Annotated in this window: 20 protein-coding genes; 12 read left to right on the plus strand and 8 right to left on the minus strand. The window is 67.5% G+C overall.

All coding sequences use genetic code 11. The features are described 5' to 3' along the window. Positions 1-9 precede the first annotated feature (9 nt). Positions 10-1,335: an anaerobic C4-dicarboxylate transporter gene (locus tag HT579_07840; protein QKS28838.1), complete on the plus strand. Its 1,326-nt coding sequence runs from the start codon at positions 10-12 to the stop codon at positions 1,333-1,335. A gap of 61 nt (positions 1,336-1,396) precedes the next feature. Here the strand turns inward: HT579_07840 and HT579_07845 are convergent, their stop codons facing one another. Together HT579_07845 and HT579_07850 are read right to left on the minus strand one after the other, a co-directional pair. Beyond that, the gene (locus HT579_07845) at positions 1,397-5,062 is read right to left on the minus strand and encodes an EAL domain-containing protein (protein ID QKS28839.1); all 3,666 of its coding nucleotides are present in this window, start codon (positions 5,060-5,062) and stop codon (positions 1,397-1,399) included. Between the two features lie 151 nt (positions 5,063-5,213). Next, the gene (locus tag HT579_07850) at positions 5,214-6,401 is read right to left on the minus strand and encodes an ABC transporter substrate-binding protein (GenBank protein ID QKS28840.1); all 1,188 of its coding nucleotides are present in this window, start codon (positions 6,399-6,401) and stop codon (positions 5,214-5,216) included. Between the two features lie 300 nt (positions 6,402-6,701). On the opposite strand from HT579_07850, the gene ppk2 reads away from it, so the two are divergent. The 3 genes from ppk2 to fetB all read left to right on the plus strand — a co-directional run bounded on the left by ppk2 (position 6,702) and on the right by fetB (position 9,454). Beyond that, entirely contained in the window at positions 6,702-7,961 is a 1,260-nt protein-coding gene (gene ppk2 / locus HT579_07855) for a polyphosphate kinase 2 (protein ID QKS28841.1), read from the plus strand. Positions 7,962-8,048: 87 nt separating this feature from the next. Next, positions 8,049-8,654 carry an ATP-binding cassette domain-containing protein gene (locus tag HT579_07860; protein QKS28842.1) on the plus strand — a complete coding sequence of 202 codons (606 nt, stop codon included), beginning with the start codon at positions 8,049-8,051 and terminating at the stop codon, positions 8,652-8,654. After that, a complete protein-coding gene (gene fetB / locus HT579_07865; GenBank protein ID QKS28843.1) occupies positions 8,651-9,454 on the plus strand; it encodes an iron export ABC transporter permease subunit FetB in 804 nt (267 codons plus the stop codon). Before HT579_07860 ends, fetB begins: the two co-directional genes overlap by 4 nt. A 3-nt stretch (positions 9,455-9,457) precedes the next feature. Here fetB and miaA read toward each other — a convergent pair whose 3' ends face one another. Further along, complete coding sequence (gene miaA, locus HT579_07870) at positions 9,458-11,140, minus strand: tRNA (adenosine(37)-N6)-dimethylallyltransferase MiaA (GenBank protein QKS31559.1); 1,683 nt, start codon at positions 11,138-11,140, stop codon at positions 9,458-9,460. A gap of 1,203 nt (positions 11,141-12,343) precedes the next feature. On the opposite strand from miaA, the gene HT579_07875 reads away from it, so the two are divergent. From HT579_07875 to HT579_07895, 5 genes are all read left to right on the plus strand, one after another. Beyond that, positions 12,344-12,979, plus strand: coding sequence for a DedA family protein (locus HT579_07875; protein QKS28844.1), 636 nt, complete (start codon positions 12,344-12,346; stop codon positions 12,977-12,979). Positions 12,980-13,095: 116 nt separating this feature from the next. After that, positions 13,096-13,758, plus strand: coding sequence for a phosphoribosylglycinamide formyltransferase (locus tag HT579_07880; GenBank protein ID QKS28845.1), 663 nt, complete (start codon positions 13,096-13,098; stop codon positions 13,756-13,758). After that, positions 13,743-14,780: a DUF3108 domain-containing protein gene (locus tag HT579_07885; protein QKS28846.1), complete on the plus strand. Its 1,038-nt coding sequence runs from the start codon at positions 13,743-13,745 to the stop codon at positions 14,778-14,780. The genes HT579_07880 and HT579_07885 overlap by 16 nt, the downstream gene beginning before the upstream one ends. A gap of 2 nt (positions 14,781-14,782) precedes the next feature. Then, entirely contained in the window at positions 14,783-16,042 is a 1,260-nt protein-coding gene (locus HT579_07890) for an RsmB/NOP family class I SAM-dependent RNA methyltransferase (GenBank protein QKS28847.1), read from the plus strand. Further along, positions 16,039-17,355 (plus strand): mechanosensitive ion channel, encoded by a 1,317-nt coding sequence (locus HT579_07895; GenBank protein QKS28848.1) that lies wholly within the window; start codon positions 16,039-16,041, stop codon positions 17,353-17,355. Before HT579_07890 ends, HT579_07895 begins: the two co-directional genes overlap by 4 nt. A 179-nt stretch (positions 17,356-17,534) precedes the next feature. Here the strand turns inward: HT579_07895 and HT579_07900 are convergent, their stop codons facing one another. Then, positions 17,535-17,732 carry a hypothetical protein gene (locus HT579_07900; GenBank protein QKS28849.1) on the minus strand — a complete coding sequence of 66 codons (198 nt, stop codon included), beginning with the start codon at positions 17,730-17,732 and terminating at the stop codon, positions 17,535-17,537. A gap of 8 nt (positions 17,733-17,740) precedes the next feature. Here HT579_07900 and HT579_07905 point away from each other — a divergent pair, with 8 nt between their 5' ends. Continuing rightward, complete coding sequence (locus HT579_07905) at positions 17,741-17,899, plus strand: hypothetical protein (GenBank protein QKS28850.1); 159 nt, start codon at positions 17,741-17,743, stop codon at positions 17,897-17,899. A 66-nt stretch (positions 17,900-17,965) separates the two neighbouring features. On the opposite strand, the gene HT579_07910 is transcribed toward HT579_07905, so the two are convergent. Together HT579_07910 and HT579_07915 are read right to left on the minus strand one after the other, a co-directional pair. Further along, complete coding sequence (locus HT579_07910) at positions 17,966-19,378, minus strand: ATP-binding protein (GenBank protein QKS28851.1); 1,413 nt, start codon at positions 19,376-19,378, stop codon at positions 17,966-17,968. Further along, positions 19,365-20,087, minus strand: coding sequence for a winged helix-turn-helix domain-containing protein (locus tag HT579_07915; protein QKS28852.1), 723 nt, complete (start codon positions 20,085-20,087; stop codon positions 19,365-19,367). The genes HT579_07910 and HT579_07915 overlap by 14 nt, the downstream gene beginning before the upstream one ends. 166 nt (positions 20,088-20,253) lie before the next feature. On the opposite strand from HT579_07915, the gene HT579_07920 reads away from it, so the two are divergent. Continuing rightward, positions 20,254-21,417, plus strand: a complete 1,164-nt coding sequence (locus HT579_07920; protein ID QKS28853.1) for a fatty acid desaturase — start codon at positions 20,254-20,256, stop codon at positions 21,415-21,417. Between the two features lie 27 nt (positions 21,418-21,444). Beyond that, a complete protein-coding gene (locus HT579_07925; GenBank protein QKS31560.1) occupies positions 21,445-21,918 on the plus strand; it encodes a disulfide bond formation protein B in 474 nt (157 codons plus the stop codon). Between the two features lie 26 nt (positions 21,919-21,944). On the opposite strand, the gene dut is transcribed toward HT579_07925, so the two are convergent. Together dut and coaBC are read right to left on the minus strand one after the other, a co-directional pair. Continuing rightward, positions 21,945-22,406, minus strand: coding sequence for a dUTP diphosphatase (dut, locus tag HT579_07930; protein ID QKS28854.1), 462 nt, complete (start codon positions 22,404-22,406; stop codon positions 21,945-21,947). Next, complete coding sequence (gene coaBC / locus HT579_07935; GenBank protein QKS28855.1) at positions 22,406-23,599, minus strand: bifunctional phosphopantothenoylcysteine decarboxylase/phosphopantothenate--cysteine ligase CoaBC; 1,194 nt, start codon at positions 23,597-23,599, stop codon at positions 22,406-22,408. Before coaBC ends, dut begins: the two co-directional genes overlap by 1 nt. Positions 23,600-23,633: the final 34 nt, after the last annotated feature.

Here is a 23,633-nt window from a genome sequence, read left to right on the forward strand (position 1 = left end):
GAATGGATCATGAGCATCAGCATCGCCCTGCAGTTCGTCGTCGTCCTCGCGGCGATCTGGATGGGGGCCCGCTACAGCGGAGTCGGACTCGGTCTCTGGGGAGCTGTCGGACTGTTGCTGCTGGTCGTCGGCTTCGGCGTCACCCCGACTTCGCCGCCGATCGACGTCATGCTGATCATCCTCGCCGTGATCATGGCGGCGTCGGTGATGGATGCCGCCGGCGGCATCGACTATCTGGTGCGGGTGGCCGAGCGCATCATTCGCGCCAACCCGAAGTACGTGACCATCGTCGCGCCGTTGACCACCTGGAGCTTCAGCTTCGTCGCCGGCACCGGACACATCGTCTATCCGCTGCTGCCGGTGATCTACGAAACGGCACACCAGAACGGCATTCGCCCGGAGCGACCGATGGCGATCGCGACCATTGCCTCGCAGCAGGCGATAACCGCCAGCCCGGTGGCGGCGGCGACGGCGGCGATGATCGGTCTCTTTGCCGAGAAGGGAATGAGCCAGTGGGGGTTGCCGCAGATCCTGATGATCTGTGTGCCGGCGACGTTGACCGGCGTCGTCGCGGCGGCGATCGTCTCGATGTTCGTCGGCAAGGATCTGCGCGACGATGCCGAGTACCAGGCCCGCTTGCAGGCGGGCCTGATCCCGGTGCCGCAGACGGCGGCCGAGCGGCCGCCGCTGAAGCCGGCAGCGAAGCTGTCGGCCTTCCTCTTTCTCGCCGGCGTCGCACTCGTCGTCCTCTTCGGCTTCTTTCCCCAGTTGCGTCAGTTGCCTGGGGCGAAGGGCCCGCTCGGCATGCCGGTCGTCATCGAGATCGTCATGATGGCGGTGGCGGCGATCATGCTGATGCTCACCCGGGTGAACGTCGATGAGGTGCCGAAGACCGCCACACTGCGCGCCGGTGTCGTCGCGGTGATCGGCATCTTCGGGCTGGCCTGGCTGGGTGACAGCTTCATCGCCGCCAACAAGGACGTCATCGTGCCGGCGATCGGGCACTGGGCCGAAGCGGCGCCCTGGACCTTCGCCTTCGGCCTGTTCTTCGCGTCGGTGCTGCTCTACAGCCAGGCGGCGACGACCCGGGCGCTGATGCCGCTCGGCATCGCGCTCGGCATACCGCCGCAGTTCCTGATTGCGATGTTCCCGTCGGTCAATGGCTATTTCTTCATCCCGACCTACGGCTCGCTGATCGCCGCGATCAACTTCGACCTTTCCCGGACGACGAGGATCGGCAAGTACGTCCTCAACCACTCGTTCATGATCCCCGGCCTGGTGGCCACGGCGGTTGCCGTCACCACCGGCCTGCTGCTGGCCCGCCTGATGTTCTGAGCGCGCGCCGTCGCGGCCTCGCGGCGGCGCACGCGCCGCGGCTGCCTGCGCGGGCTGCGTTTCAGCCGGTCGCAGCGGGCAGCGGGAAGTGAAAGCTGGCGAAATCGGCGGCCGGGCGTGGCCGGCTGAAGAGATGACCCTGGATCACGAAGCAACCGTGCGCCTCGAGGAAGCGCAGTTGCTCGACCGACTCGACGCCCTCGGCGACAGCCTCGATGTTCAGGCTTGCCGCCATGGCAACGACGGCGGCGATGATCGCGGCATCATTGGCATCGGTCGTCAGGTCGCGCACGAACGAGCGGTCGATCTTCAGCCGTGCGACGGGAAAGCGCTTGAGATAGGCGAGGCTGGAGTAGCCGGTACCGAAGTCGTCGATCGCCAGGCGGACGCCGAGCTTTGCGAGGCGGTGCAGCAGCGTGCTGGCGCTCACCGGGTCGGCCATCAGCATGCTCTCGGTAAGCTCGATCTCGAGGCTGCTGGCGGGCAGCCGCCAGGCTTCGAGCGTCGCCGCGATGCGTTCGGCAAGGTCGGCCTGCTGCAGTTGCCGTGGCGAGAGGTTGACGCTGATGCGCATGCCGCCGTGACCGGCATCGCACCAGGCGCGTGCCTGGCGGCAAGCCTGCTGCAGAACCCAGGCGCCGATCGTGACGATCAGCCCGGTCTCCTCGGCGACAGCGATGAAACGGCCCGGCGCCACCAGGCCGAGCTGCGGATGGTGCCAGCGCAGGAGCGCCTCGCAGCCCACCACGCGACCGTTGCGGCTGTCAACCTGCGGCTGGTAGAAGAGCTCGAACTGGTCACGTTCGATCGCCAGGCGCAGGTCCTGTTCGATCGCCACCCGCTCGCGCAGCGCCTCGTTCATTGCCGGGGTGAAGAACTGGAAGTTGTTCCGCCCACGTTCCTTGGCGTGATACATCGCCGTGTCGGCGTTGCGCAGCAGGGTCGGGCCATCCTCGCCGTCGTCAGGGTACACGCTGATGCCGATGCTCGGCGTGACCTGGAATGGCAGCTCGTCGATCAGCTGTGGTGCCGAAACCACCTCGATCAGCCTGCTCGCCAGCGATGCTGCGCGCGTCACGTCGGCCAGTCCGGGAACGACGATGACGAACTCGTCGCCGCCCAGCCGCGCGACGGTATCGCGCTCGCCGAGAACGCTGCTGAGGATCTCCGCCACACGGCTCAACAGGCGGTCGCCGACGTCGTGCCCAAGGGTGTCGTTGATCAGCTTGAAGCGGTCTAGGTCGAGGAGCATCACCGCCGTCCGCAGTTTCTCGCGGCGCGAACAGCTGATCGCGTCGCGGATGCGTTCGTCGAGCAGGCGGCGGTTCGGCAGCCGGGTCAGTGCATCGTGGTGCGCGAGGAAATGGGTGTGGTCTTGCGAGCGCTTCCGCTCGGTGATGTCGTAGAAACTGCCGATGTAGTGCGTGACCTTGCCCTCGACACCGGTGACGGCGGTGACCGTCAGCCACGCCGGGAAGATCTCGCCGTTCTTGCGCCGATTCCAGATCTCGCCGCTCCAGGCGCCGGCGCTTTCGATGCCGCTCCACATCTCGCGGTAGAAACCGACCTGCTGCCGGCCCGAGGAGAACAGCCGCGGCGTGCGGCCGATGATCTCGTCGCTGCTGTAGCCGGTGATCGTCGTCAGCGCCGGGTTGATGGAGACGATTCGCTGCCCGGCATCGGTGACGCAGATACCCGAATTGCTGGCCGAGAACACGGTTGCCGCGAGCCGCTGCGCCTGCTCGGTGCGGTGCTGATTGACGATGCGCCAGATGTCCTGGCTGAGCAGACGGGCGGTCTCGATCTCGTGCTCGCTGTAGGCCTCGGCCTTGTTGCCGACACCGAGCATCATGCGGCCAACGCCGCCTTCGATCACCGGCACGCTGATCAGCCGCTCCAGGCCGGCGCTGGCCGCCGGCGGGCTGGCGGCGAGGACGGCCTGACGGTCCTGGTAGAGTACCGGCGCACGCCGCTGCAGCGCTTCCTTCCAGATCCCGGCCAGCGTACCGGCGCACAGTCTTTCGCTGATCGCCGGCACGCGGCTGCCACGGGTGGCTTTCGACCAGGTGATTGCAGCCGCGGCCGGTGGTTCGTCGGCGATCAAATAGACGAAGGCGAGCTGGCTGCCGGTCAGTCTCTCGACCTCGGCCAGGCCGTGCTCGATGAACTCGTTCTCGGACATCGTTTCGGCTGCCTTTGGCAGATCGAGCATCGCCAGCGTACGTGCCGCCTGATGTTCAAGCAACGATGCCGCACGTTGCCGCGCTTCCTCGCTTCGCCTGCGCTCGCTGACGTCGGTGAGGATGCAATGGGTCCGCGCCCGGCCATTCGGGCCCCGGTGGATGCGCCCGTTGATCAGCGTCGTGATGGTTCGGCCATCCTTGTGGTGGAAGTCGCAGCCGAGGTCGCTGATGCGCTCGCTGGCGACGAAAGCGGGCAGGACCTCGCTCAGGCGTTCCTTCGACTCCTCGGTCAGGAAATCGGTGACCGGTCGGCCGACCACCTCGGCGTTGCCGTAGCCCAGCAGGCTGAGCCAGGCGTCGTTCACCGCGACCAGTCGCAGGCTGCTGACGTCCACCGACTGGTAAGCCAACGGTGCGTCGCTGAAGAGGGCGCGATAGCGCTCTTCGGAGGCGATGATCGCCGCCTCTCGTTCGAGGACGGCGCTCGCCATCCGCTGCAGGTTGCTCGCCAGGCTCGCCAGCTCGAGGGCCCGCGACGCAGGCAGGCTGGCGCTGTAGTCGCCGTCGGCGATCGCCTGCAGGTGCCGGTTGAAGGCGGCAATCCGCCGCACCAGTCGCTCGCCGTAAATCGAGGCGGCGAGCACAGCCAGCGCGAGTGCGATGGCTGATCCGGCAGCGACGCCGAGCAAGGTCGTACGCATGGTGGCGAAGGCTTGCTCTTCCGGCTGCGCGACCAGCGTCAGCCAGCCGGAGTTGCCCACTGGCGTCACCGTGCCGATGTATTCCTTGCCCGCGAGCGAAAAGCACTCGGTGTTGAAGCGACCGGCGAGGCCTGCCTTGACCAGCGGCAGTTGCGCCAGGTTCTCCTGGCGTGTGGCGAAAGCGGGATCGGGGTGCGCCACCACTTGGCCGAGGCGATCGACGATGATCGTCAGCAGGCTGCCGCCCTCGCCCAGCTCGGCGATGTGGTCGGAGAGGCTCTCGAGGTCGAGTTCGCCGACGAGCGACCAGTGTGCGTCATGGGCGCGAGCAGCGGCCGGGCGCAGCGGCACGGAGACGGCAACGACGATGCGGCCGCTCTGCGACAGGTAGCTGTCCGACCACAACGCGCTGCCGGCAGGTCTTGCGGCGGCGACAAAGGCACGCGCCGAGAAGTCGAGACCGACCAACTCGCGACGCTGCCCCCGCCGCTCGCGCGGCAGGCCGACTTCGATAACCCGCCCGCGTGCATCCAGCAGGTAGAGCGCGTCCAGCGGCGGGTGCGCCTGCGCCAGCGTGTCGAGGAGAACGCGGAGGTGGTCGGCCGCTGCACGCGGGCCGCTCTCGATCTCGCTGGCGAGGCGGGTCACCACCTCGGCCGAATCGCGCAGGAAATCGTCCACCTGCCCCGCGAGCGAAATGCCCAGCGCGCGGTTGCTGCTTTCCATCTGATCGTTGAGGCGGGGAAGGAGGACAACGACGAGCACGACGACGACGGCGACGGTGGCGGTGACGACGACGGCCGCCAGCGCCAGCGCCAGCCAGAAACGAAGGGAACGAACCATGTCCGCATGTTAAACCCGCTCGGCGCGGTTGTCCGCCGCTTTCATGCCAGCGGACCGGTGCGGGCACGGACGGGTCGCTGCGATGCCACTGTGGTCCGCCAGGCGCGGTGACGCGGGCCGGGCCCAATTCCGGCAGCCTGCGGCTGGCGGTCTACGGCAGGGAGCGGAACTCGCCGTCGTGGATGCGGGAAAGAAAGGTGTCGCGCTCGGTATCGCCGTTGGTGTCGAAGCGGATCAGCGATTGTGCGCCGACGAACTCGCCACGTGCGAGCAGCGCCTGCTTCAGCGTCTGTTGCTTCTGCATGCCGGCGAGGGCGTCCAGCGCCACATTGGTGGCGTCGAAAGCGGTCAGGCCGGCGAAACCCGGTTCGTGGGCGAAGCGCTCGCGATACGCCTGCAGAAAGGCGAGGTAGGCCGGCCGGTCGTTCTGCCGATCGACGTACTGTGCGACGACGACGCCTTCGACGGCCTGGCCGCCGAGCTCGATCAGGCGTTCGGTCGCTGCCCATTCGGCGGTGGCGAGCTGAACCTTGCGATCACGCAACCGGATCTGCTGCACGAGCAGGCCGGTGTCTACCGAGTTGGCGATGATCAGTACCCCGTCCGGCCCGCTGGCGAGGGCGCGCGCTGCGAGCGTCGACAGCGCGTCGTCTTCGGCGAAACCGATCTCACCGACGACCTTGCCGCCGAGAGCCACGAAAGCTTGGCGGAAGTCTCCTGCCCAGCTCTCGGTGTACGCCTTGTTGCGCAGATCGCAGACCAGCACCACGCGCCGCAGCCCGAGTTGCCGATAATGGTATTCGGCCGACTTGAAGACGTGCCGGGCGGTCGGCGCGACGACACGGAAGAACTGGTCGTCGATGCCGGTGAGCGCGTTGGTCGTGACCGTGGGCGAGATCAGCGGTACCGTCGTCGCGTTGATCTGCGGCACCACGGCGATGGCCATGGCGCTGGTCATCGGGCCGATGATCACCTCGACCTGGCGGGCGAGCAGGCGGGCGACCGCCTGTTTCGCGATCTCCGTGTCTTGCTGGTCGTCTTCGGCAATCAGCTCGATGGGACGACCGTTGATGCCGCCGCTCCGGTTGCGCTGCTCGACCGCCAGAATGGCGCCGTTGCGACCGCCGATGCCGAGGTCGGCGACGCGGCCCGAGAGGCCGCCGATGAAGCCGACCCGCACCGGCTCAGGCGGTGCACAGGAGAGCGTCCCCAGCAAGCTGGCGGCAATGAGCAGCAACGGCCGCCAGCAGCTGCCTCCCTGCGCCGGGCAGCGAGTGAGCGTTTGCGTTTGCATGCGAAGTTCCGCCTTGCGATCCGTCGGGTTGGGCGGGCAGGCCATCGGGCGCCCGGGTCAGGGTTGCAGTATAGGCGACGAATGCGCTCCTGGCGATCTGATCGGACGGCCGTCACCAGGCCGTTCGCGGTCGTCGGCAGTGGTCGCGTTGGCAGCGGCTACCGCGGTCGAGCACGACTTTCGCCGACGTACCGGCGCGCCGCGGCAGAAGTCTGCAAAAGAGTCTCTCGCCAGCCTTCAAGCGATTGAACTGTCTGACATATCGGAGCTATCATCACGACTGACGCCGAACAGGTATCCGACGCGTCTTCATGTTGCAGAACACCTTCCACTGGAGAGATATAGATGGAGAAAAGAACGTCGCCAGCCGCCGATGGCACCGACAGCAGCGCGACCGAAGTGAGCACGGCAGCCGGCAACCCCGAAGCTGCCGCGGTCAAGCCGGCGGGACGAGCACCGAGGGCGCGCGCTTCCGCGTCGACGCGGGCCGCGCAACCGCGCAGGGTAGCCGCCGGTGACGTGGCGCCGGCGCAGACGGCGAGCGGCATGGCAGCCTACGATGTTGCCGAGGCCGCCAGTTCGGCGATCGAGCAGAAAAAGGTTGCCCTGCAGGACATCATCGCGCACGCCAAGGTGGGTGACACGGCGTCGCTGGCGAAGACGCTGGAAGCGATCATGACGGGCTCGTCGCCCGATGATGCGGTGGCCCTGCGCAAGGCGCTGCTCGGCAAGGAGCAGCCGGCGGCGAAGCCGGCGACCAGCCCGGACGACGAACTTGCCAGCGGCTGGCGCGACAACAACTCCTATCCCTACCGGAACCTGATGTCGCGCAAGGCGTACGAGAAGCAGAAGTACCGCCTGCAGGTCGAGCTGATCAAGATGCAGAACTGGGTCAAGGATACCGGCCAGCGCGTCGTGATCATCTTCGAGGGTCGTGACGCAGCGGGCAAGGGAGGATCGATAAAGCGCTTCACCGAGAACCTCAACCCACGTGGTGGGCGGGTGATGGCGCTCGAGAAGCCGACGCAGGAGGAGCGTGGGCAGTGGTATTTCCAACGTTATGTGCGTCACCTGCCGACGGCCGGCGAGATCGTCTTCTGCGACCGCTCGTGGTACAACCGGGCCGGTGTTGAAAGGGTCATGGGTTTCTGTACCGACGAGGAGTACAACGAGTTCATGCGGCAGACGCCCGAGGTCGAACGGACGCTGGTGCGCAGCGGCATCCACCTGATCAAGTTCTGGTTCTCGGTCAGTCGCAAGGAGCAGCGCCGGCGCTTCAAGGAGCGCGAAGTGCACCCGCTGAAGCAGTGGAAGCTGTCGCCGATCGATCTCGCCTCGCTCGACAAGTGGGACGACTACACGAAAGCCAAGGAGGCGATGTTCTTCCACACCGACACCGCCGAAACGCCCTGGACGGTGGTCAAGTCCGACTGCAAGAAGCGCGCGCGGCTGAATGCGATGCGCTACGTGCTGCACAAGCTCAACTATACGGGCAAGGACATCGAGGCCATTGGTCCGATCGATCCACTGCTGGTCGGTCGGCCGCACGTGGTCTATGAGCCCAGTGGATCGGCACCGTCGGTCGACCACCAGCCGATCCTCTGAGCTGCCGGCACGAGCATCGCGAGCAAGGGGCGCCGCTGGCGCCCCTTTTTTGCCCTGCTCCTGCGCTCTTCCTGTGAGAACACGCACGTGGCCAGCCTGCGTCTGCACCACTTTGTCGCCCGGCACGTCGGTCCGCTGGCGCTGTCCGTCGCCGCCAGCGAGTGCGTCGGTCTCGAGGGTGTCTCGGGCAGCGGCAAGACCCTGCTGCTGCGAGCGATCGCCGACCTCGACCCGCATCTGGGGGAAGCCTATTGTGACGAAGCTGCCTGCTCGGCGATGCCAGCGCCGGCGTGGCGACGTTCGGTGGCCTTGGTGGTGGCTGAGAGCCAGTGGTGGTCGCAGCTCGTTGGCGATCATTTCGACCATGGGGTCGATGCCGGCTGGCTGGCGCGGCTTGACCTGCCGGCCGCTGCCATGACCTGGCAGGTGGCCCGCTGCTCGACCGGCGAGCGGCAGCGACTGGCCTTGCTGCGCACCCTGATGCAGGCGCCGGCGGTTCTCCTGCTCGACGAGCCGACCGGCAACCTCGATCAGGAGAACACGCTGCGGGTCGAATCGCTGCTTGCCGACTACCGGCTGCAGCGGCAGGCGGCGCTGCTCTGGGTCAGCCACGACGCACGGCAGATCGAACGGGTTGCGCAACGCCGCTTCACCCTCGACAACGGCCAACTGCACGCGAACGGGCGGCGATGAACGTCATCGTGCTCTCGCCGTTCGACCTCGCGCTGGCCGCGCTGCTCATCCTGGCGCTTGCCGGCCTGTCGCACCAACTGCGGATCGGCAGCGAGCGACAACTGCTGGTTGCGGCAGTGCGCAGTACGGTGCAACTGCTCCTCATCGGCCTCGTCCTCAAGCTTCTCTTTGCCAATGCGCATCCACTCTGGGTCGGGCTGCTGGCGGCGTTGATGCTGGTGGTCGCCGGCCGTGAAGTGATGGTTCGCCAGAAGCACCGTTTCGTCGGCGCCTGGGGATTCGCCGTCGGCGCCCTGTCGATGTTCGTCTCGTCCTTCTCGGTGACGGTGCTGGCGTTGCTCCTGATCATCGGCACCGACCCCTGGTACGCGCCGCAGTACGCCATCCCGCTGCTCGGCATGATTCTCGGCAACACGATGAACGGCATCGCGCTCGGGCTCGACCGGTTGACGCAGGATGCGGCCGACAAGCGGCAGATCATCGACAGCCGGCTGGCGCTCGGTCATGACTGGCGACGGGCGATCGCCGACAGCCGCCGCGAGGCGATCCGCGTCGGCATGATTCCGATCGTCAACGCCATGGCGGCTGCCGGTATCGTCAGCCTGCCGGGAATGATGACCGGCCAGATCCTCGCCGGGACGCCACCGGTGGAAGCGGTCAAGTACCAGATCCTGGTGATGTTCCTGATTGCCGCCGGAACCGGTTTCGGCACCATGGTGGCGGTCAGCCTGGCTGCCCGGCGCCTGTTCGACGAACGGCAGCGGCTGCGGCTCGACCGTTTGCGGCAGCCGGGCGCCTGATCTTCAGTCGAGGAACGGACCGAGCAGGCGGTCGAGCGCGCCCCGCAGGTCCGCCGCCAGGCAATCGATCAGTTGTGGCCGCAGGCTGTTGCCGAGCCAGGTGATCTGCCGCTTGGCGAGCTGGCGGCTGGCGTAGATGCTGCGGTCGCGCAGTTCGCTGCGTGGTGCGAGGCCGTTCAGGACTTCCCACACCTGACGGTAGCCGACGCAGCGCATCGACGGCAAGCCGCCGTGCAGCCGGTAGCGGGCGCGCAGCGACTCGACCTCGCCCTCGAGCCCGGCGGCCAGCATGGCATCGAAACGCTCGGCGATGCGCCGATGCAGGACAGCGCGCTCGCCCGGGACGAGGCCGATGGCCAGCAGGCGGTACGGCGGTGCCACCTGGCGGCCGGCGGCGAGCAGGCTCGACAGCGGCTGGCCGCTGAGACGAAAGACCTCGAGCGCGCGCTGGATGCGCTGCGCGTCGGTGCTGTGCAGGCGTGCCGCCGTCACCGGGTCGATGGCGGCGAGTTCGGCGTGCAGCGCCGGCCAGCCGCGGGCTGCCGCCTCGTCATCGATGCTCGCCCGCATTGCCGGGTCGGCTGGCGGCAGCTCGGCCAGACCTTCGCAGAGCGCCTTGAAGTAGAGCATCGTCCCCCCCACCAGCAGCGGCACCCGTCCCCGCATCGTCGCCGCGGCCATCGCCGCCAGCGCGTCAACCCGGAAACGGGCTGCCGAGTAGCTCTCCTCGGGGCTGATCAGGTCGATCAGGTGGTGCGGAAACTCGGCCAGCGTTGCGGCGTCCGGCTTGGCGGTGCCGATGTCCATGCCCCGAAAGACCTGTGCCGAGTCGACACTGATCAACTCGACCGGAAAGCGGCGGGCGATCTCGATGGCCGCCGTCGTCTTGCCGCTGGCGGTCGGTCCGAGCAGCAGGATCGCCGGCGGCAGCTGCGCGGCGGGTTCGGCGGACGCGTTCACCGGCCGCGCAGGAAGTGGCGATCGAGATCGGTCATGCTGAGCTGCATCCAGGTCGGCCGGCCGTGGTTGCAGTGGTCGGAGCGCTCGGTCTCCTCCATCTGCCGCAGGAGTGCGTTCATCTCGGCGACCGAGAGCAGTCGCCGCGCGCGCACCGCTCCCTGGCAGGCCATGCTGGCGAGGAACTCGTTGCGTTGCGCCGTCGCCAGTTGGGTCTCTCCGTGCTCGCGCAGTTCGGCCAACAGCGACCGTGCCAGCGCGGCCGGATCGGCGGCGAGCAGCAGCGCGGGGACGCTGCGCACCGCCAGTTGCCGCGGACCGACCGGCGCCAGGTCGAAGCCGAGCCGCTGCAGCGTCGTCGCATGCTCTTCGGCGGCGGCGACGTCGATCTCGTCGGCGTTGAAGACGGCCGGAATCAGCAGCGCCTGCGATGCCAGTCGCTGCTGCTCGAGCGCGCGCTTGAGCTTCTCGTAGAGGATGCGCTCGTGTGCTGCGTGCATGTCGACGACCACCAGGCCGGCAGCGTTCTGCGCCAGGATGTAGACCCCGTGCAGTTGCGCCAGCGCGTAACCCAGCGGTGGCGCGGCGTCGTTGCCCGTCGCCGGCAGCGACTCGCCGGGCAGCGACTCGCCCGGCGGTGACGGCGCCAGCGGCATGCGGGCCGCCGCGGCGAAGGCCTCGTAGGCAGCGCTGCGGGTCGCCTCGCCGACGCCGAGCGAACCCTGCCATGGCGGGCGGTTGGCGGCCGCGAAGCGCTGTCCGGGCGCGCCGGTCGTCGCCGCCGGCAGCGGCTGCAGTGCCGGCGAGGTGGGGCAAGCCGGCGCGGCGTCGGTGCCGACCGCCGTCGATGCCGGCGGTGCCGTTGGTCCGGCGAGGCAGCGCTGGGCGGCGTGGAAGACGAACTGGTGGACCGCCCGCGAGTCGCGAAAGCGGACTTCGGTCTTCTGCGGGTGGACATTGACGTCGACCGTCGCCGGGTCGACTTCGAGGAAGAGGCAGTAGGCCGGGTAGCGGCTGCCGTGCAGCAAATCCTGGTAGGCCTCGCGCAGGGCGTGCATCAGCAGCCGGTCGCGCACGAAACGGCCGTTGACGTAGCAGTACTGGGCGTCGCCGCGCGCACGTGAGTAGGCCGGCAGCGCACAGTAGCCGGCGAGGCGGAGCGGCCCGGCACTGGCATCGAGGCTGCGCGATTCGGCGAGGAAATCCTCGCCGAGAATCGCCGCGGTGCGCGCGCGCGCATCGCTGCGCGCCAGGTGCAGGCTGACGCGGCCGTTGTGGGTGAGGGTGAAAGCCACCTCCGGATGTGCCAGCGCGATGCGCCGGAGCGTTTCGGAGCAATGCGCGAACTCGGTGCCCTCCGACTTGAGGAACTTTCGCCGCGCCGGCGTGTTGTAGTACAGGTCGCGCATCTCGACGACGGTGCCGATGGCGAGCGCGGCCGGCGCAGGTGTCGCGCCGGCTTCGCCGCCCAGCCGCCAGGCATGCGGGCCGGCCGAACCGCCGCTGGTCTTCGCACGACTGGTGATTGTCAGCCGGGAGACGGCAGCGACCGAAGCCAGCGCTTCACCGCGGAAGCCCAGCGTGCCGACGCATTCGAGGTCGCCGAGTGAAGCGATCTTCGACGTCGCGTGGCGCACGAGCGCCAGCGGCAGTTCATCGATGGCGATGCCACTGCCGTCGTCGCTGACCCGCATCAGCTTGACGCCGCCCTCCTCGAGCTGGACCTGGATCGTCGAGCTGCCGGCATCGAGGGCGTTCTCGAGCAGTTCCTTGAGGACGGAGGCAGGCCGGTCCACCACTTCGCCAGCGGCGATCTGGCTGATCAGCAGGTCGGGGAGGACTTGGATTCGCGGTGTTTCGAGCATTGCCGGATTATACCGGGGCGGCTTCCGGTAGAATCGCGGCTTGCCGACAGCCCACACCGTGCCGCCGATGGAATATCTCGCCAGCTTCATCGACATCATCCTGCACCTCGACAAGCACCTGGCGGTGCTGGTGCAGCAGTACGGGCAGTGGATCTACGCCATCCTCTTCGTCATCATCTTCAGCGAGACCGGCTTCGTCGTCACCCCCTTCCTGCCAGGCGATTCGCTGCTCTTCGTCGCCGGCGCACTGGCCGCGCTCGGTGGCATGGACATTGCCGTCCTGCTGGCCGTCCTCGGTGCGGCGGCGGTTCTGGGCAACATGGTGAACTATCAGATCGGCCGTTTCCTCGGGCCGCGGGTCTTCCAGTGGGAGCAGTCGCGCTTCTTCAACAAGACCGCGCTCGAGAAGACACACGCCTTCTACGAGAGGCACGGTGGCAAGACCCTGGTGATCTCGCGTTTCCTGCCGCTGTTTCGTACCTTTGCGCCCTTTGTCGCCGGTATCGGTGCGATGAGCTACGCCCGCTTCACCTTCTTCAACCTGGTCGGCGGGCTGGGTTGGGTCGGCTCGCTGACTCTGGCGGGTTACTGGTTCGGCAATCTGCCCTGGATTCAGAAGAACCTGTCGCTGGTGATCCTGGCGATCATCGCCATTTCCCTGGTGCCGGTGATGGTTGGCTGGCTCCAGCACCGGCGGGCCTGAGACATGCCGCGTCGCAGCGGGCCCTTTCCGCCAACTGCCGCCGTGGCCGGTGGTTGCCTTGAGCGGCGTTGCGGCGCTCGCCGGCTGCGGCTGTCCCCGTTGGTGGCGGAGGGGAAATGACCCGGGTCGTCATCCTGATCTCGGGCCGCGGCAGCAACATGGCATCGCTGCTGGCAGCGAGCGATTCCGGTGCGCTGCCGGCGAAGATCGTCGCCGTCATCGCCAACCGTCCCGACGCACAGGGTCTGCTCACTGCCGCCGCGCGGGGCGTGGCGACCGGCGTCGTCGATCATCGCCTGTTTGCCGAGCGCGAGCAGTTCGACAGCGCGCTCGCCGCGGCGATCGAGGTCTTTGCGCCCGACCTCGTCGTCCTCGCCGGTTTCATGCGAATCCTCGGCGCCGACTTCGTGCGCCGCTTTGACGGCCGTCTGATCAATATTCACCCGTCGCTGCTGCCGGCCTTTCCCGGCCTGCACACGCATCGCCGCGCTCTGGCCGAGGGGGTACGGATTCATGGCTGCACGGTGCATTTCGTCACTGCCGATCTCGACCACGGGCCGGTGATCATCCAGGCGGCGGTACCGGTGCTCGATGGCGACGACGAGGACCTGCTCGCGGCCCGGGTGCTGGCGCAGGAACATGTCATCTATCCGCAGGCCGTGCGCTGGTTTGCCGAGGGGCGCCTGCGGGTTCATGCCGGCCGCGTTCTGCTCGAGTCTGCGCCGGATGGTGCGGGCGTCCTGATCGCGCCGCTGCCCGACCCATGCCCGCCCTGCTGATCTTCGCCCTTGCCGCGTCGCTTGGCCTGCATACTGTCGTACTGTTCGTTCCGGAGGTCGATCTGTCCTTTCCTGCCGAGCCGCCGCCGCTGTCGGCCGAACTGAAGCCACCGGTCGCGGTTCCGCCGCCGCGCGCCACGGAACCTGCAGCGCCGGTCGCGGCGCCACCCCATCCCGTTCGCAAGCGGCGGCCGCCGGCGGCGGGCAAGCAGGCGCCGTCGACGCGGGCGGCCTTGACGGAGGTTCCGGCAGAAGCGCCGGCACCGCCGCCAGGCGCGGCTGCAGACGCCGAAGACGGAGCGGCTGCAGCCGCGGCGATCGCCGATCCAGCGACGGTGGAGCAGCAGGGCGCCGGCGCGGCGGCAGACGCGCTGGCTGTGGCCGTCGCCTCGTTGCCAGCACGCGGCGTCATCCGCTATTCCGTCGAGAGCGGCGATCCGGGCTTTCAGGTCGGTCGCGCGACGCACTCGTGGGAAGCCGAGGACGGTTTCTATCGCATCACCGCCGTCACCGAGACGAGCGGGCTGGTCGGCTTCTTCCGTCCGCTGCGGGTCGAAGTCGAGAGCCGCGGCCGGCTGAGCAGCGCCGGGCTGCAGCCGGAACGCTTCGTCACTCGCCAGACGGGACGCGAGAGGAACGAGCAGGCCGACTTCGACTGGCAGCAGATGGAGGTGCACCTGTCCGATCGGTCGACGCAGACGCTCAGCGCCGGAGCGCAGGATCTGCTGTCGCTGAATTACCAGCTCGGCTTGCTTGGTGACCTCGCGACCGGTCACGAGCTGTCGGTCGTCACCGGCCGGAAGTATGCGCGCTACCGGCTCGAGGTCCTTCCCGACGAGGAGGTCGAGACACCCGCCGGAACCTTCAGGAGCGTGCACCTGCGGGTTCCCGGTGTGGCGTCGACCGAACTCTGGCTGGCCCGCGAGCGCAGGCTGCTGCCGGTGAAGATTCGCTACGTCGACCGCAGGGGCAACCTCTATGTCCAGGTGGCCACTGCCATCGAAGTCGGCGAGGAGCCCTGAGCATGCGTGTGACACCGCCGCTGCTTCAGCATGCGCAAGCGCTGCTTGGTGAACTCCTGCGCTCGGTCTTCGCCGCCGACCGGGTGGTTGCCGCCTACTTCAGGCAACATCGCGACTTGGGGCATGGCGAGCGCGGCTTCGTTGCCGAACTGGTGTTTGCGGTTCTGCGGCGCAAGCGCTCGCTGTCGGCACGCTGCGCCGGTGACCTGAGTTCGCGCCGCCTGCTGCTGGCGGCACTGGCCTGCGTGCAGGGAATGAACCGGCGGCAGCTGGCGGAGGTGTTGAGCGAGTCGGAGAGCAAGTGGCTGGCGCAGGCAAAGGCGGTGCGCCTCGAGGATCTGTCGCCTGCAGTGCGGCTCGATCTGCCGGACTGGCTGTACGGCGAGTTGCTGGCCGGCTTCGCCGCCGATGAACTCGAGCGCCTGGCAGCCGCGCTGAATCAGCCGGCGCCGCTCGACCTGCGCGTCAACCCGCTCAAGGCCGGGCGCGACGAAGTGCTGCAGAAGTTGCTCGAAAGCGGCCTGGCAGCCAGTCCGTGTCCGTATTCGCCGCTGGGCATCCGCCTCGCGGGCAAGCCGGCGCTGGCGGGACATCCCCTGTTCCTCGATGGCTGCGTCGAGGTGCAGGACGAAGGCAGCCAGTTGCTCGGCTTCCTGCTGCAGCCGCGGCGTGGCCAGATGGTGGCCGACTTCTGCGCCGGCGCCGGCGGCAAGACCCTGCTGCTCGGGGCACTGATGCGCTCGCAGGGCCGGCTCTATGCCTTCGATGTCGCCGATCGCCGGCTGGCGAAGTTGAAGCCGCGCCTGGCGCGCTCCGGCCTGTCGAACGTGCACCCGGTGCGCATCGAGTCGGAGCGTGACGTCCGTGTCGGCCGTCTTGCCGGCAAGCTCGATCGCGTCCTGGTGGACGCGCCGTGCTCGGGTCTGGGGACGCTGCGGCGCAACCCCGACCTCAAGTGGCGGCAGAGCCCGGCGAGCGTTGTCGAGCTGACGACCAAGCAGGGAGCGATTCTCGCTGCTGCCGCCAGCCTCGTGAAGCCTGGCGGGCGGCTTGTGTACGCGACCTGCAGCCTGCTCGAGGCGGAGAACGACCGCATCGTCGACGGCTTCCTGGCAGAGCACCCGCAGTTCGTCGCCTGCCCGGCGGGGCAGATCCTGCAACAGCAGGACATCGCTCTGGATACCGGCGAGCGGCTGCGGCTGCTGCCGCATCGGCACGCGACCGACGGTTTTTTTGCGACGGCAATGGAGAGGAGGCAATGAGCGAGAAGGAGATGTTTGCCCTGTTGTTGGAACTCTGGCGCGATCTGCAGGACCCCGGCTTTCTCTGGCAGGTGTCTGCCCTGCTGCTCAGCCTGCTCATCGCCTGGGGTGCGACGCGCTTGTGGCAGCGGCGCGAGACTGCGGTTGCGGCTGCGCCGTACGGTGCCCTGCGCGCCTTCGGCAGCGGCAGTCTGAAGCGGGTTTCATTCCCGCTGCTGGCGCTGCTGCTGGTGCTCATCGCCCGGCGCGCCTTTCGCCACTGGCATCTCGGACCGGTCAGCCTGCTCGACCTGGCGGTGCCCTTGCTGTTGTCGATGGCTCTCGTGCGGGCGGCGGTCTACGTCCTGCGTCACGCCTTTCCGCCGAGCGGCTGGGTGGCGACTTCCGAGCGCCTGATCGCCACCGTCGTCTGGCTTGGCTTCGCCTTGCACCTGACCGGCCTCGCCGACCCGCTGATCGAGTTGCTGCAGCAGGTGAGTTTCCCCGCCGGCCGACAGAGGCTCGACCTGTGGACCTTGCTCAGCGGGTTGGTGACGGTGGTGTTGACCGTGCTGCTGGCGCTGTGGCTGTCGCGCGAGATCGAGTCGCGATTGCTGGCCAGCGAGACGATCGACTCGAACATGCGGGTCGTGCTTGGCCGCCTGGTCAAGGCCGTTCTGTCGGTGATCGCCCTGCTGCTCGGGCTGTCGATCGTCGGCATCGACATCACGGCGCTGTCGGTGTTCAGCGGCGCACTCGCCGTCGGCCTCGGGCTCGGTCTGCAGAAGATCGCCAGCAATTATGTCAGCGGCTTCATCATCCTGCTCGACCGCTCGATTCGTCTCGGCCACCTCGTGGCGATAGACCCCACGACTTCGGGGGTGGTGAGCCAGATCACCGCCCGCTACACCGTGCTGCGCACGCTCACCGGCACCGAGGTCATCATTCCGAACGAGTACCTGGTTTCCAATATCGTCCGCAACGAGTCATACAGTGACTCGCAGGTGCGCGTCGTCGTCTCGCTGCAGGTGAGCTATGGCACCGACCTGGAACTGGCGATGCGGCTGATGAACGAGGCGGCGCGGGCACAGCCACGGGTGCTGCCCGAGCCGGCGCCGCAGGTTCTGCTGACGGCCTTTGCCGACAGCGGCATCAGCCTCGACCTTGGCTTCTGGATCGGCGACCCGCAGGAAGGCACCGGCGGCGTTCGCTCGGCGATCAACATGATGATCTGGCGCTCGTTTCGTGAGAACGGCATCGAGATCCCCTTCCCGCAGCGCGAAGTGCGGCTGATCGGCAGTCCGCCGGCCGCGACCCCGCCGGCAGCGGGCTGAGCGCTTCCTGTCGGCAGCGGCGCAGCGGCCGACGGACAAAAAAAACCCGCGCAACGTTGGCGCGGGTCGAAAGTCCGTCGTTCGGACGGGCGGAAGGGAGGGTCAACCAAGTACAGCAGAAACACGCAGACTACAGCTACAGACACTACATGATGCAGCAACCACCAAGCGAAGCGGATTCAGCGACGCTTGTCACGGCTCGCTGCCCGCCAGCAGCGGACAGCGTACCAGGCGAGCGCAACGGCGGCGGCGATCAGCGCGGACTCGAGCAGGTTCATCTCACCGGCGCTGAGCACATCCCAGGCGACGATGCCGACGAACAGGCCGACACCCTCGCTGATCGGGAACCGCTCCGACGGCACAGCCAGCGTACTCATCAGCCGCCATGACAACGGTGCTCGGCACGGCCGCAATGGCCGGCCTGCTCGTCTTCACGAGACTCGGCAAAGCCATCGGCCGCCGGCTCGGCAGAGAACAAGTGCTGCCGGGCGGCAGCAAGGAATTGCTCGCAATTGATTTTGAACTCGCTCATCTCGTCTCCTGATTCATTGCCTCTTCGACAGGGATGGATGATAGTCGGCAGGTGTCTTCCGGGTCTGCAGTGATTGCGTCAGCTTTCGGTGACGTTCTGTGACAGCGGCCAGCTCAGCGTCAGACGGGCGCCGCCGAGCGGCGACTCGGCAGCGCTGGCGCGACCGTTGTGCTGCTCCAGAACCAGACGGGCGATCGCCAGGCCAAGGCCGTAGCCACCGGTCGAGCGGTCGCGCGAACGGTCCAGCCGGGTGAAAGCGGAGAAGACGCGATCACGCTCCTCCACCGGGATGCCGATGCCGTCGTCGTCGACATGCACCCGGATCTCGCCGTCGGTCACCTCGGCGCTGACACGGACCCTGGTACGGGCGTAGCGGATGGCGTTGCGCAGCAGATTGCCAATGGCGTAGGGCATGCTCTTGCGGTCGAGTTCGACGTGCAGCACCGCTGGCAGGGGGCTGCTGTCCACCTGCAGGTCGAGCTTGCGAGCGAGGACGCGGACGGCTTCCACCTGCTCATCGAGCCACGGTGCGAATTCGACCTCGGTCAGGTGCAGCTCGGGTTGCTCGCGCTCGAAGCGGGCGTAGGTCAGGCTCGAGTCGATCAGTCCGTCCAGTTCATCGAGGTCACCCTCCATGGCTCCCGCCAGGCGTTCGCGTTCGCTTCTCTCGTCGGTGGCGGCGAGCATCTCGAGCGCGAAGCGCAGACGAGCGATCGGCGTCCGCAGTTCGTGCGAGATGGCGCTCGACAGCTCCTTCTGCGTCGCGATCAGCCGCTGGATGCGTTCGGCCATGCCGTTCAGCGTTTCGGCGAGCGGCCTGAAGGCGCTGCTGCGCATCCCTGGCGCGCGTGCCGCGAAGAGTCCTTCGCCGAGCGAACGCGCGGTCTGGCGCATCGCTTCCAGATCCCGCCAGACGGGGTGCACCCAGAGCCAGACGACGATCGCCAGGCAGACGCCGATCAGGCTCCAGGTCAGCAGGCTGATGCGCAGATCGAGCGGCATCCCGCGCTGATACTCCGGATTCCGTTCCGGGGAAATCGGTCCAACGACGAGTATCTGCGGGGTCTGCTTCAGGCGGTGGTAGATGATGTCCCCCTGCACGTCGATCGCCAGTTCGCCGCTGTCGAGCTTCTCGGCCTCCTTCGGGGGCAGCGTCAGCGTCCAGCGGTCGACGATGTCGAGTCGATAGGCGAACTTCTGGTCGAGGGCCTTGATCGTTCGCGTCCACTCCGAGCGTGGTCGGCGGAACAGTTCTTCCTCGATCAGCAACACCGTGCCGCGCATGAAACGGCTGGTGTAATCATCGGTGATTCCCTTCACCGCGGTCGAGATGACGAAGTCGGCAAAGATCGCGATGGCCACGAACGAACCCATGACCAGCAGGTAGAAGTTGAAGAACAGCCGTGACAGGCTGTAGCGGCCGCGCCAGGGTGCCGGCTTGTAAGTTCCAAGGATGGCGAGCAGCTTGTTGTTGCCGCTATTGCCAGTCATGTTTGCTGAAGAGGTAGCCCTTGCCGCGCACCGTCTTGATTCGCGTCGGGTTCTCCGGGTCGTCGCCGAGCTTGCGGCGCAGGCGTGAAATGCGGGCATCGATCGAGCGGTCCAGACCGTCGAAACCAATGCCGCGCAGTTCCTGCAGCAGGTCGTCGCGCGACAGGATGCTGCCGGCGTGGCGTGCGAGCAGCCAGAGCAGATCGAACTCGGCGGTCGTCAGGTCGATCCGGTCGTCACCGAGCGACGTGCTGCGGGTCGCCTGGCTGATGCGAAATCGGCCGAACGTCAGCTCGACCGGTTCGCCGGCGTCGCTGCCATCGACACCAGCGCTGCCGGGCGTTGTCGGCGCGCGCCGCAGCAGGGCCTTGATGCGCGCCAGCAGCAGGCGCGGCTGGACCGGCTTGGCGATGTAGTCGTCGGCGCCCAACTCGAGGCCGAGGATCTGGTCGAAGTCCTCGTCGCGGGCGGTGAGCATCAGGATCACCCCGGCGTACTGTGCGCGCACCGCCCGGCAGACCTCGAAACCGTCCTTGCCCGGCAGCATCACGTCGAGAATCACGAGATCGGGGCATTCGTCGAGGATGCGCGCCTCGGCCCGCGTGCCATGGGGCTCGATCAACACGTCGAAGTCGTTCTTGCGCAGGTATTCGGCGGTCAGTTCAGCGAGGCGCGCATCATCCTCGACGAGCAGGATTCGTGTCTTCATGGCTCAATGATAACGGCTTGTGCCTGCGCGAGGAACGTTTGCCGCTTGCACGACGGCGCAGCGGCGGCTGGCGGGGCGCTGCGGCAGCACGGCGTCGCCGGCGTTTGGTGGTGGCGCCCGATTGCCTTAGAATCGCCGGCTCGTGTCTTTCTCGGGATTGCTCTGCATGTACGCTGGTATTGTCGATTGGCCCTGGTGGGGCTACGTCCTGGTCACCCTGGGTCTGACGCACGTGACGATAGCGGCGGTGACCATCTTCCTGCATCGGCAGCAGGCCCATCGTGCGCTCGAACTGCACCCGCTGGTCGCACATTTCTTCCGCCTCTGGTTGTGGCTGACCACCGGCATGGTGACCAGGGAATGGGCGGCAATCCACCGCAAGCATCACGCCCGCTGCGAGACGGCAGAAGATCCGCACAGTCCGCAGGTCCATGGCATTCATCGCGTGCTGTGGACGGGGGTCTTCCTCTACGTCCGGGAGGCGCGCAACCTCGACACCCTGCAGCGCTATGGTCACGGGACGCCGAGCGACTGGATCGAGAGGCATGTGTACTCGCGGTGGCACAAGCTCGGCGTCCTCATCATGCTGGCCTGCGACGTGGCGATCTTCGGCATCGTCGCCGGACCGCTGATCTGGCTGGCGCAGGTGGCCTGGATTCCCTTCTGGGCCGCCGGTGTCATCAACGGCCTCGGGCATTTCTGGGGCTACCGCAACTTCAGCCCGGCCGACGCGAGTACCAACATCTGGCCCTGGGGAATCCTGATTGGCGGCGAAGAACTGCACAACAACCATCACACCTTTCCCACCTCGGCGAGGTTGTCGATCAAATGGTACGAGTTCGACGTCGGCTGGCTCTACATCCGCATCCTGACCGCACTGCGTCTGGCGCAGGTCAAGCGGGTGGCGCCCCGACCGCGCCTCGGCGGGCTGCGACCGGTGGTTGACTCCGATACCCTGCAGGCGGTGATCGTCAACCGCTACGACCTCCTGTCCCAGTATGCGCGCTCGCTGAAGCAGGTGTATCGCGAGGAACTCGCCGCATTGCAGGATGGCGAGCGCTTCCGCGGGCTGAAGCGCTGGCTGGCCGCAGATTCGCGGACGATCCCGCAGGATGCGCGCGGCAGGCTTGAACTGCTGCTCGGTGAAAGCCGTGCGCTGCAGACGGCTTACGCCATGCGCGATGAACTGATGGCGCTCTGGGAACGTTCGAACGTCTCGGGCGAGCACCTGCTCAAGGCGCTGCAGGACTGGTGCGAGCGCGCCGAGAACTCGGGTGTGCGGCAGTTGCGCGAGTTGTCGCTGCGCGTGCGCAGCTATGCACTGGCCTGAGCGGTGACGCGGATCGCCCGGCGGTCGCTGCGCACCATTCTTTTTCTGCTGGCGCTGGCGGCGACCGGCCTGACGTTGGCGGGCTGGGCGATCGGCGAAATCATGCGCCTGCAGCCATGCCCGCTGTGCATCTTCCAGCGCCTGTTGTTCCTGCTGATCGCCGCGCTCGCTCTGACCGGCGCGCTGCTGCCCGCTGCCTCGCGCGTGTCGAGCATCCTGCTTGCCCTCGCCGCCGCCGGTGGCGTGGCGACCGCGGCTTACCAGAGCTGGCTGCAATACCTGCCGCAGGCGGGCATGGAGTGCGGCTTTGGCGAGCCGACGCTGATCGAGCGGATCGTCGACTGGTTCGGCACCCTGTGGCCGCAGATGTTCCTCGCCACCGGTTTCTGTTCGAGCAAGGACTGGATCCTGCTCGGTCTGTCGATGGCCAACTGGTCGGCACTCTGCTTCGTCGGTTTCCTGGTCGCAGCCGCCATGATCCTGCGGCGACGGGGCGACTGACCGGATTCCCGCCGGCACGGTCGGCGTCAGTCGTGCCCCGTGCTGCCGAAACCGCCATCGCCACGGGCGCTGGCGGCGAAGTCATCGACGACGTTGAACGACATCTGCAGCACCGGTACCACCACCAGTTGCGCCAGTCTGTCGAGCGGCCGCAGGGTGAAGGGCTCGTGCCCGCGGTTCCAGGTCGACACCATGATCTCACCCTGATAGTCCGAGTCGATCAGGCCGACCAGATTGCCCAGAACGATGCCATGCCTGTGGCCGAGGCCGGAGCGCGGCAGGATCATCGCCGCCAGACCGGGGTCGCCCAGGTGAATCGCGACGCCGGTCGGAACCAGGTGCGTCTCACCGGGTGCGATGACCACCGGCTGGTCGATGCACGCGCGCAGGTCGAGGCCGGCCGAGCCGGGAGTCGCGTAGTGCGGTGGCTGCTCGCGCAGGCGCGCGTCGAGCAGCTTGATGTCCACCCGCTGGCTGCGGTCGCGCATCAGCGTTTCTCGAGCAGACCGGCGATGTGCGCCACCAGTTGCCGGGCGAGGACGATCTTGGCTGCCGGTGCCAGCGGGTGCTCGCCCGCATCGTCGAAAAGGATCAAGCGGTTGTCGTCGCCGCCGAAGCCATCCTGGATCAGGTTGCCGACGATCAGCGGGATGCCCTTGCTGCGGCGCTTGTGCTCGGCGTAGGCGGCGAGATTCTCGCTCTCGGCGGCGAAGCCGACGCACAGCGGTGGTTCGGGCAGGGCGGCGACTTCGGCGAGGATGTCGGGATTCAGCACCAGTTCGATCACCGGCGGCGCTGCCTGCGCGCCCTTCTTGATCTTCTGCGCGATCGTCCGGGCCGGGCGGTAATCCGCCACCGCGGCCACGGCGACGAATACCTCGTGGCCGGCCACCCGCGCCATGACCTCGGCGCGCATGTCGCGCGCACTGGTGACGTCGATGCGGTTGACGCCGGTCGGGCACGGCAGGCTGACCGGTCCCGAAACCAGGGTCACTCGCGCGCCCGCCTCGCGCGCAGCACGCGCCAGGGCGTAGCCCATCCTGCCGGTCGACAGGTTGGTGATGCCGCGCACCGGATCGATCGCCTCGAAGGTCGGACCGGCCGTCAGGAGGACGCCGACATCCGGCAGCAGCCGGGGCTGGAAGTGGGCAACCAGTTCGTCAAGGATTTCCTCGGCTTCGAGCATCCGCCCGAGGCCGCTTTCGCCGCACGCCTGGTCGCCACAGCCCGGACCCAGAACGGCGATGCCGTCGGCACGCAGCGTCGCCACGTTGCGCATCGTCGCCGGGTTCTCCCACATCTGCCGGTTCATCGCCGGTGCCAGCAGCAGCGGGCAGTCGCGGGCGAGCACCAGGGTCGTCAGCAGGTCGTCGGCGAGTCCGTTCGCCACCTTGGCGATGAAGTCGGCTGAGGCCGGGGCGACGAGCACGGCATCGGCGGCACGTGACAGGTCGATGTGCGCCATGTTGTTCGCCACCCGTGGATCCCACTGGTCGCTGAATACCGGCTGTCCGGAAAGCGCCTGAAAGGTGACCGGCGTGACGAAGCGTGTGGCGGCTTCGCTCATCACCACCTGCACCGAGGCGCCTTCGCGGGTCAGCAGGCGGAGCAGTTCGGCCGCCTTGTAGGCGGCGATGCCGCCAGTGATTCCGAGAAGGATGCGTCTTCCAGCCAGTTCCATGCGCAAAGCCCGTCCAACCGTTCACAATCCCAGG

Origin of the sequence: Candidatus Accumulibacter similis, from assembly GCA_013347225.1 — a bacterium.
In the GTDB taxonomy this organism is placed as follows: Bacteria; Pseudomonadota; Gammaproteobacteria; order Burkholderiales; family Rhodocyclaceae; genus Accumulibacter; species Accumulibacter similis.

Coding starts and splice junctions, on each gene's coding strand:
- HT579_07840 (QKS28838.1), top strand. CDS start 10: ATGAGCATCAGCATCGCCCTGCAGTTCGTCGTCGTCCTCGCGGCGATC.
- HT579_07845 (QKS28839.1), bottom strand. CDS start 5,062: ATGGTTCGTTCCCTTCGTTTCTGGCTGGCGCTGGCGCTGGCGGCCGTC.
- HT579_07850 (QKS28840.1), bottom strand. CDS start 6,401: ATGGCCTGCCCGCCCAACCCGACGGATCGCAAGGCGGAACTTCGCATG.
- ppk2 (QKS28841.1), top strand. CDS start 6,702: ATGGAGAAAAGAACGTCGCCAGCCGCCGATGGCACCGACAGCAGCGCG.
- fetB (QKS28843.1), top strand. CDS start 8,651: ATGAACGTCATCGTGCTCTCGCCGTTCGACCTCGCGCTGGCCGCGCTG.
- miaA (QKS31559.1), bottom strand. CDS start 11,140: ATGGCAGGGTTCGCTCGGCGTCGGCGAGGCGACCCGCAGCGCTGCCTA.
- HT579_07875 (QKS28844.1), top strand. CDS start 12,344: ATGGAATATCTCGCCAGCTTCATCGACATCATCCTGCACCTCGACAAG.
- HT579_07880 (QKS28845.1), top strand. CDS start 13,096: ATGACCCGGGTCGTCATCCTGATCTCGGGCCGCGGCAGCAACATGGCA.
- HT579_07885 (QKS28846.1), top strand. CDS start 13,743: ATGCCCGCCCTGCTGATCTTCGCCCTTGCCGCGTCGCTTGGCCTGCAT.
- HT579_07890 (QKS28847.1), top strand. CDS start 14,783: ATGCGTGTGACACCGCCGCTGCTTCAGCATGCGCAAGCGCTGCTTGGT.
- HT579_07895 (QKS28848.1), top strand. CDS start 16,039: ATGAGCGAGAAGGAGATGTTTGCCCTGTTGTTGGAACTCTGGCGCGAT.
- HT579_07900 (QKS28849.1), bottom strand. CDS start 17,732: ATGAGTACGCTGGCTGTGCCGTCGGAGCGGTTCCCGATCAGCGAGGGT.
- HT579_07905 (QKS28850.1), top strand. CDS start 17,741: ATGACAACGGTGCTCGGCACGGCCGCAATGGCCGGCCTGCTCGTCTTC.
- HT579_07910 (QKS28851.1), bottom strand. CDS start 19,378: ATGACTGGCAATAGCGGCAACAACAAGCTGCTCGCCATCCTTGGAACT.
- HT579_07915 (QKS28852.1), bottom strand. CDS start 20,087: ATGAAGACACGAATCCTGCTCGTCGAGGATGATGCGCGCCTCGCTGAA.
- HT579_07920 (QKS28853.1), top strand. CDS start 20,254: ATGTACGCTGGTATTGTCGATTGGCCCTGGTGGGGCTACGTCCTGGTC.
- dut (QKS28854.1), bottom strand. CDS start 22,406: ATGCGCGACCGCAGCCAGCGGGTGGACATCAAGCTGCTCGACGCGCGC.
- coaBC (QKS28855.1), bottom strand. CDS start 23,599: ATGGAACTGGCTGGAAGACGCATCCTTCTCGGAATCACTGGCGGCATC.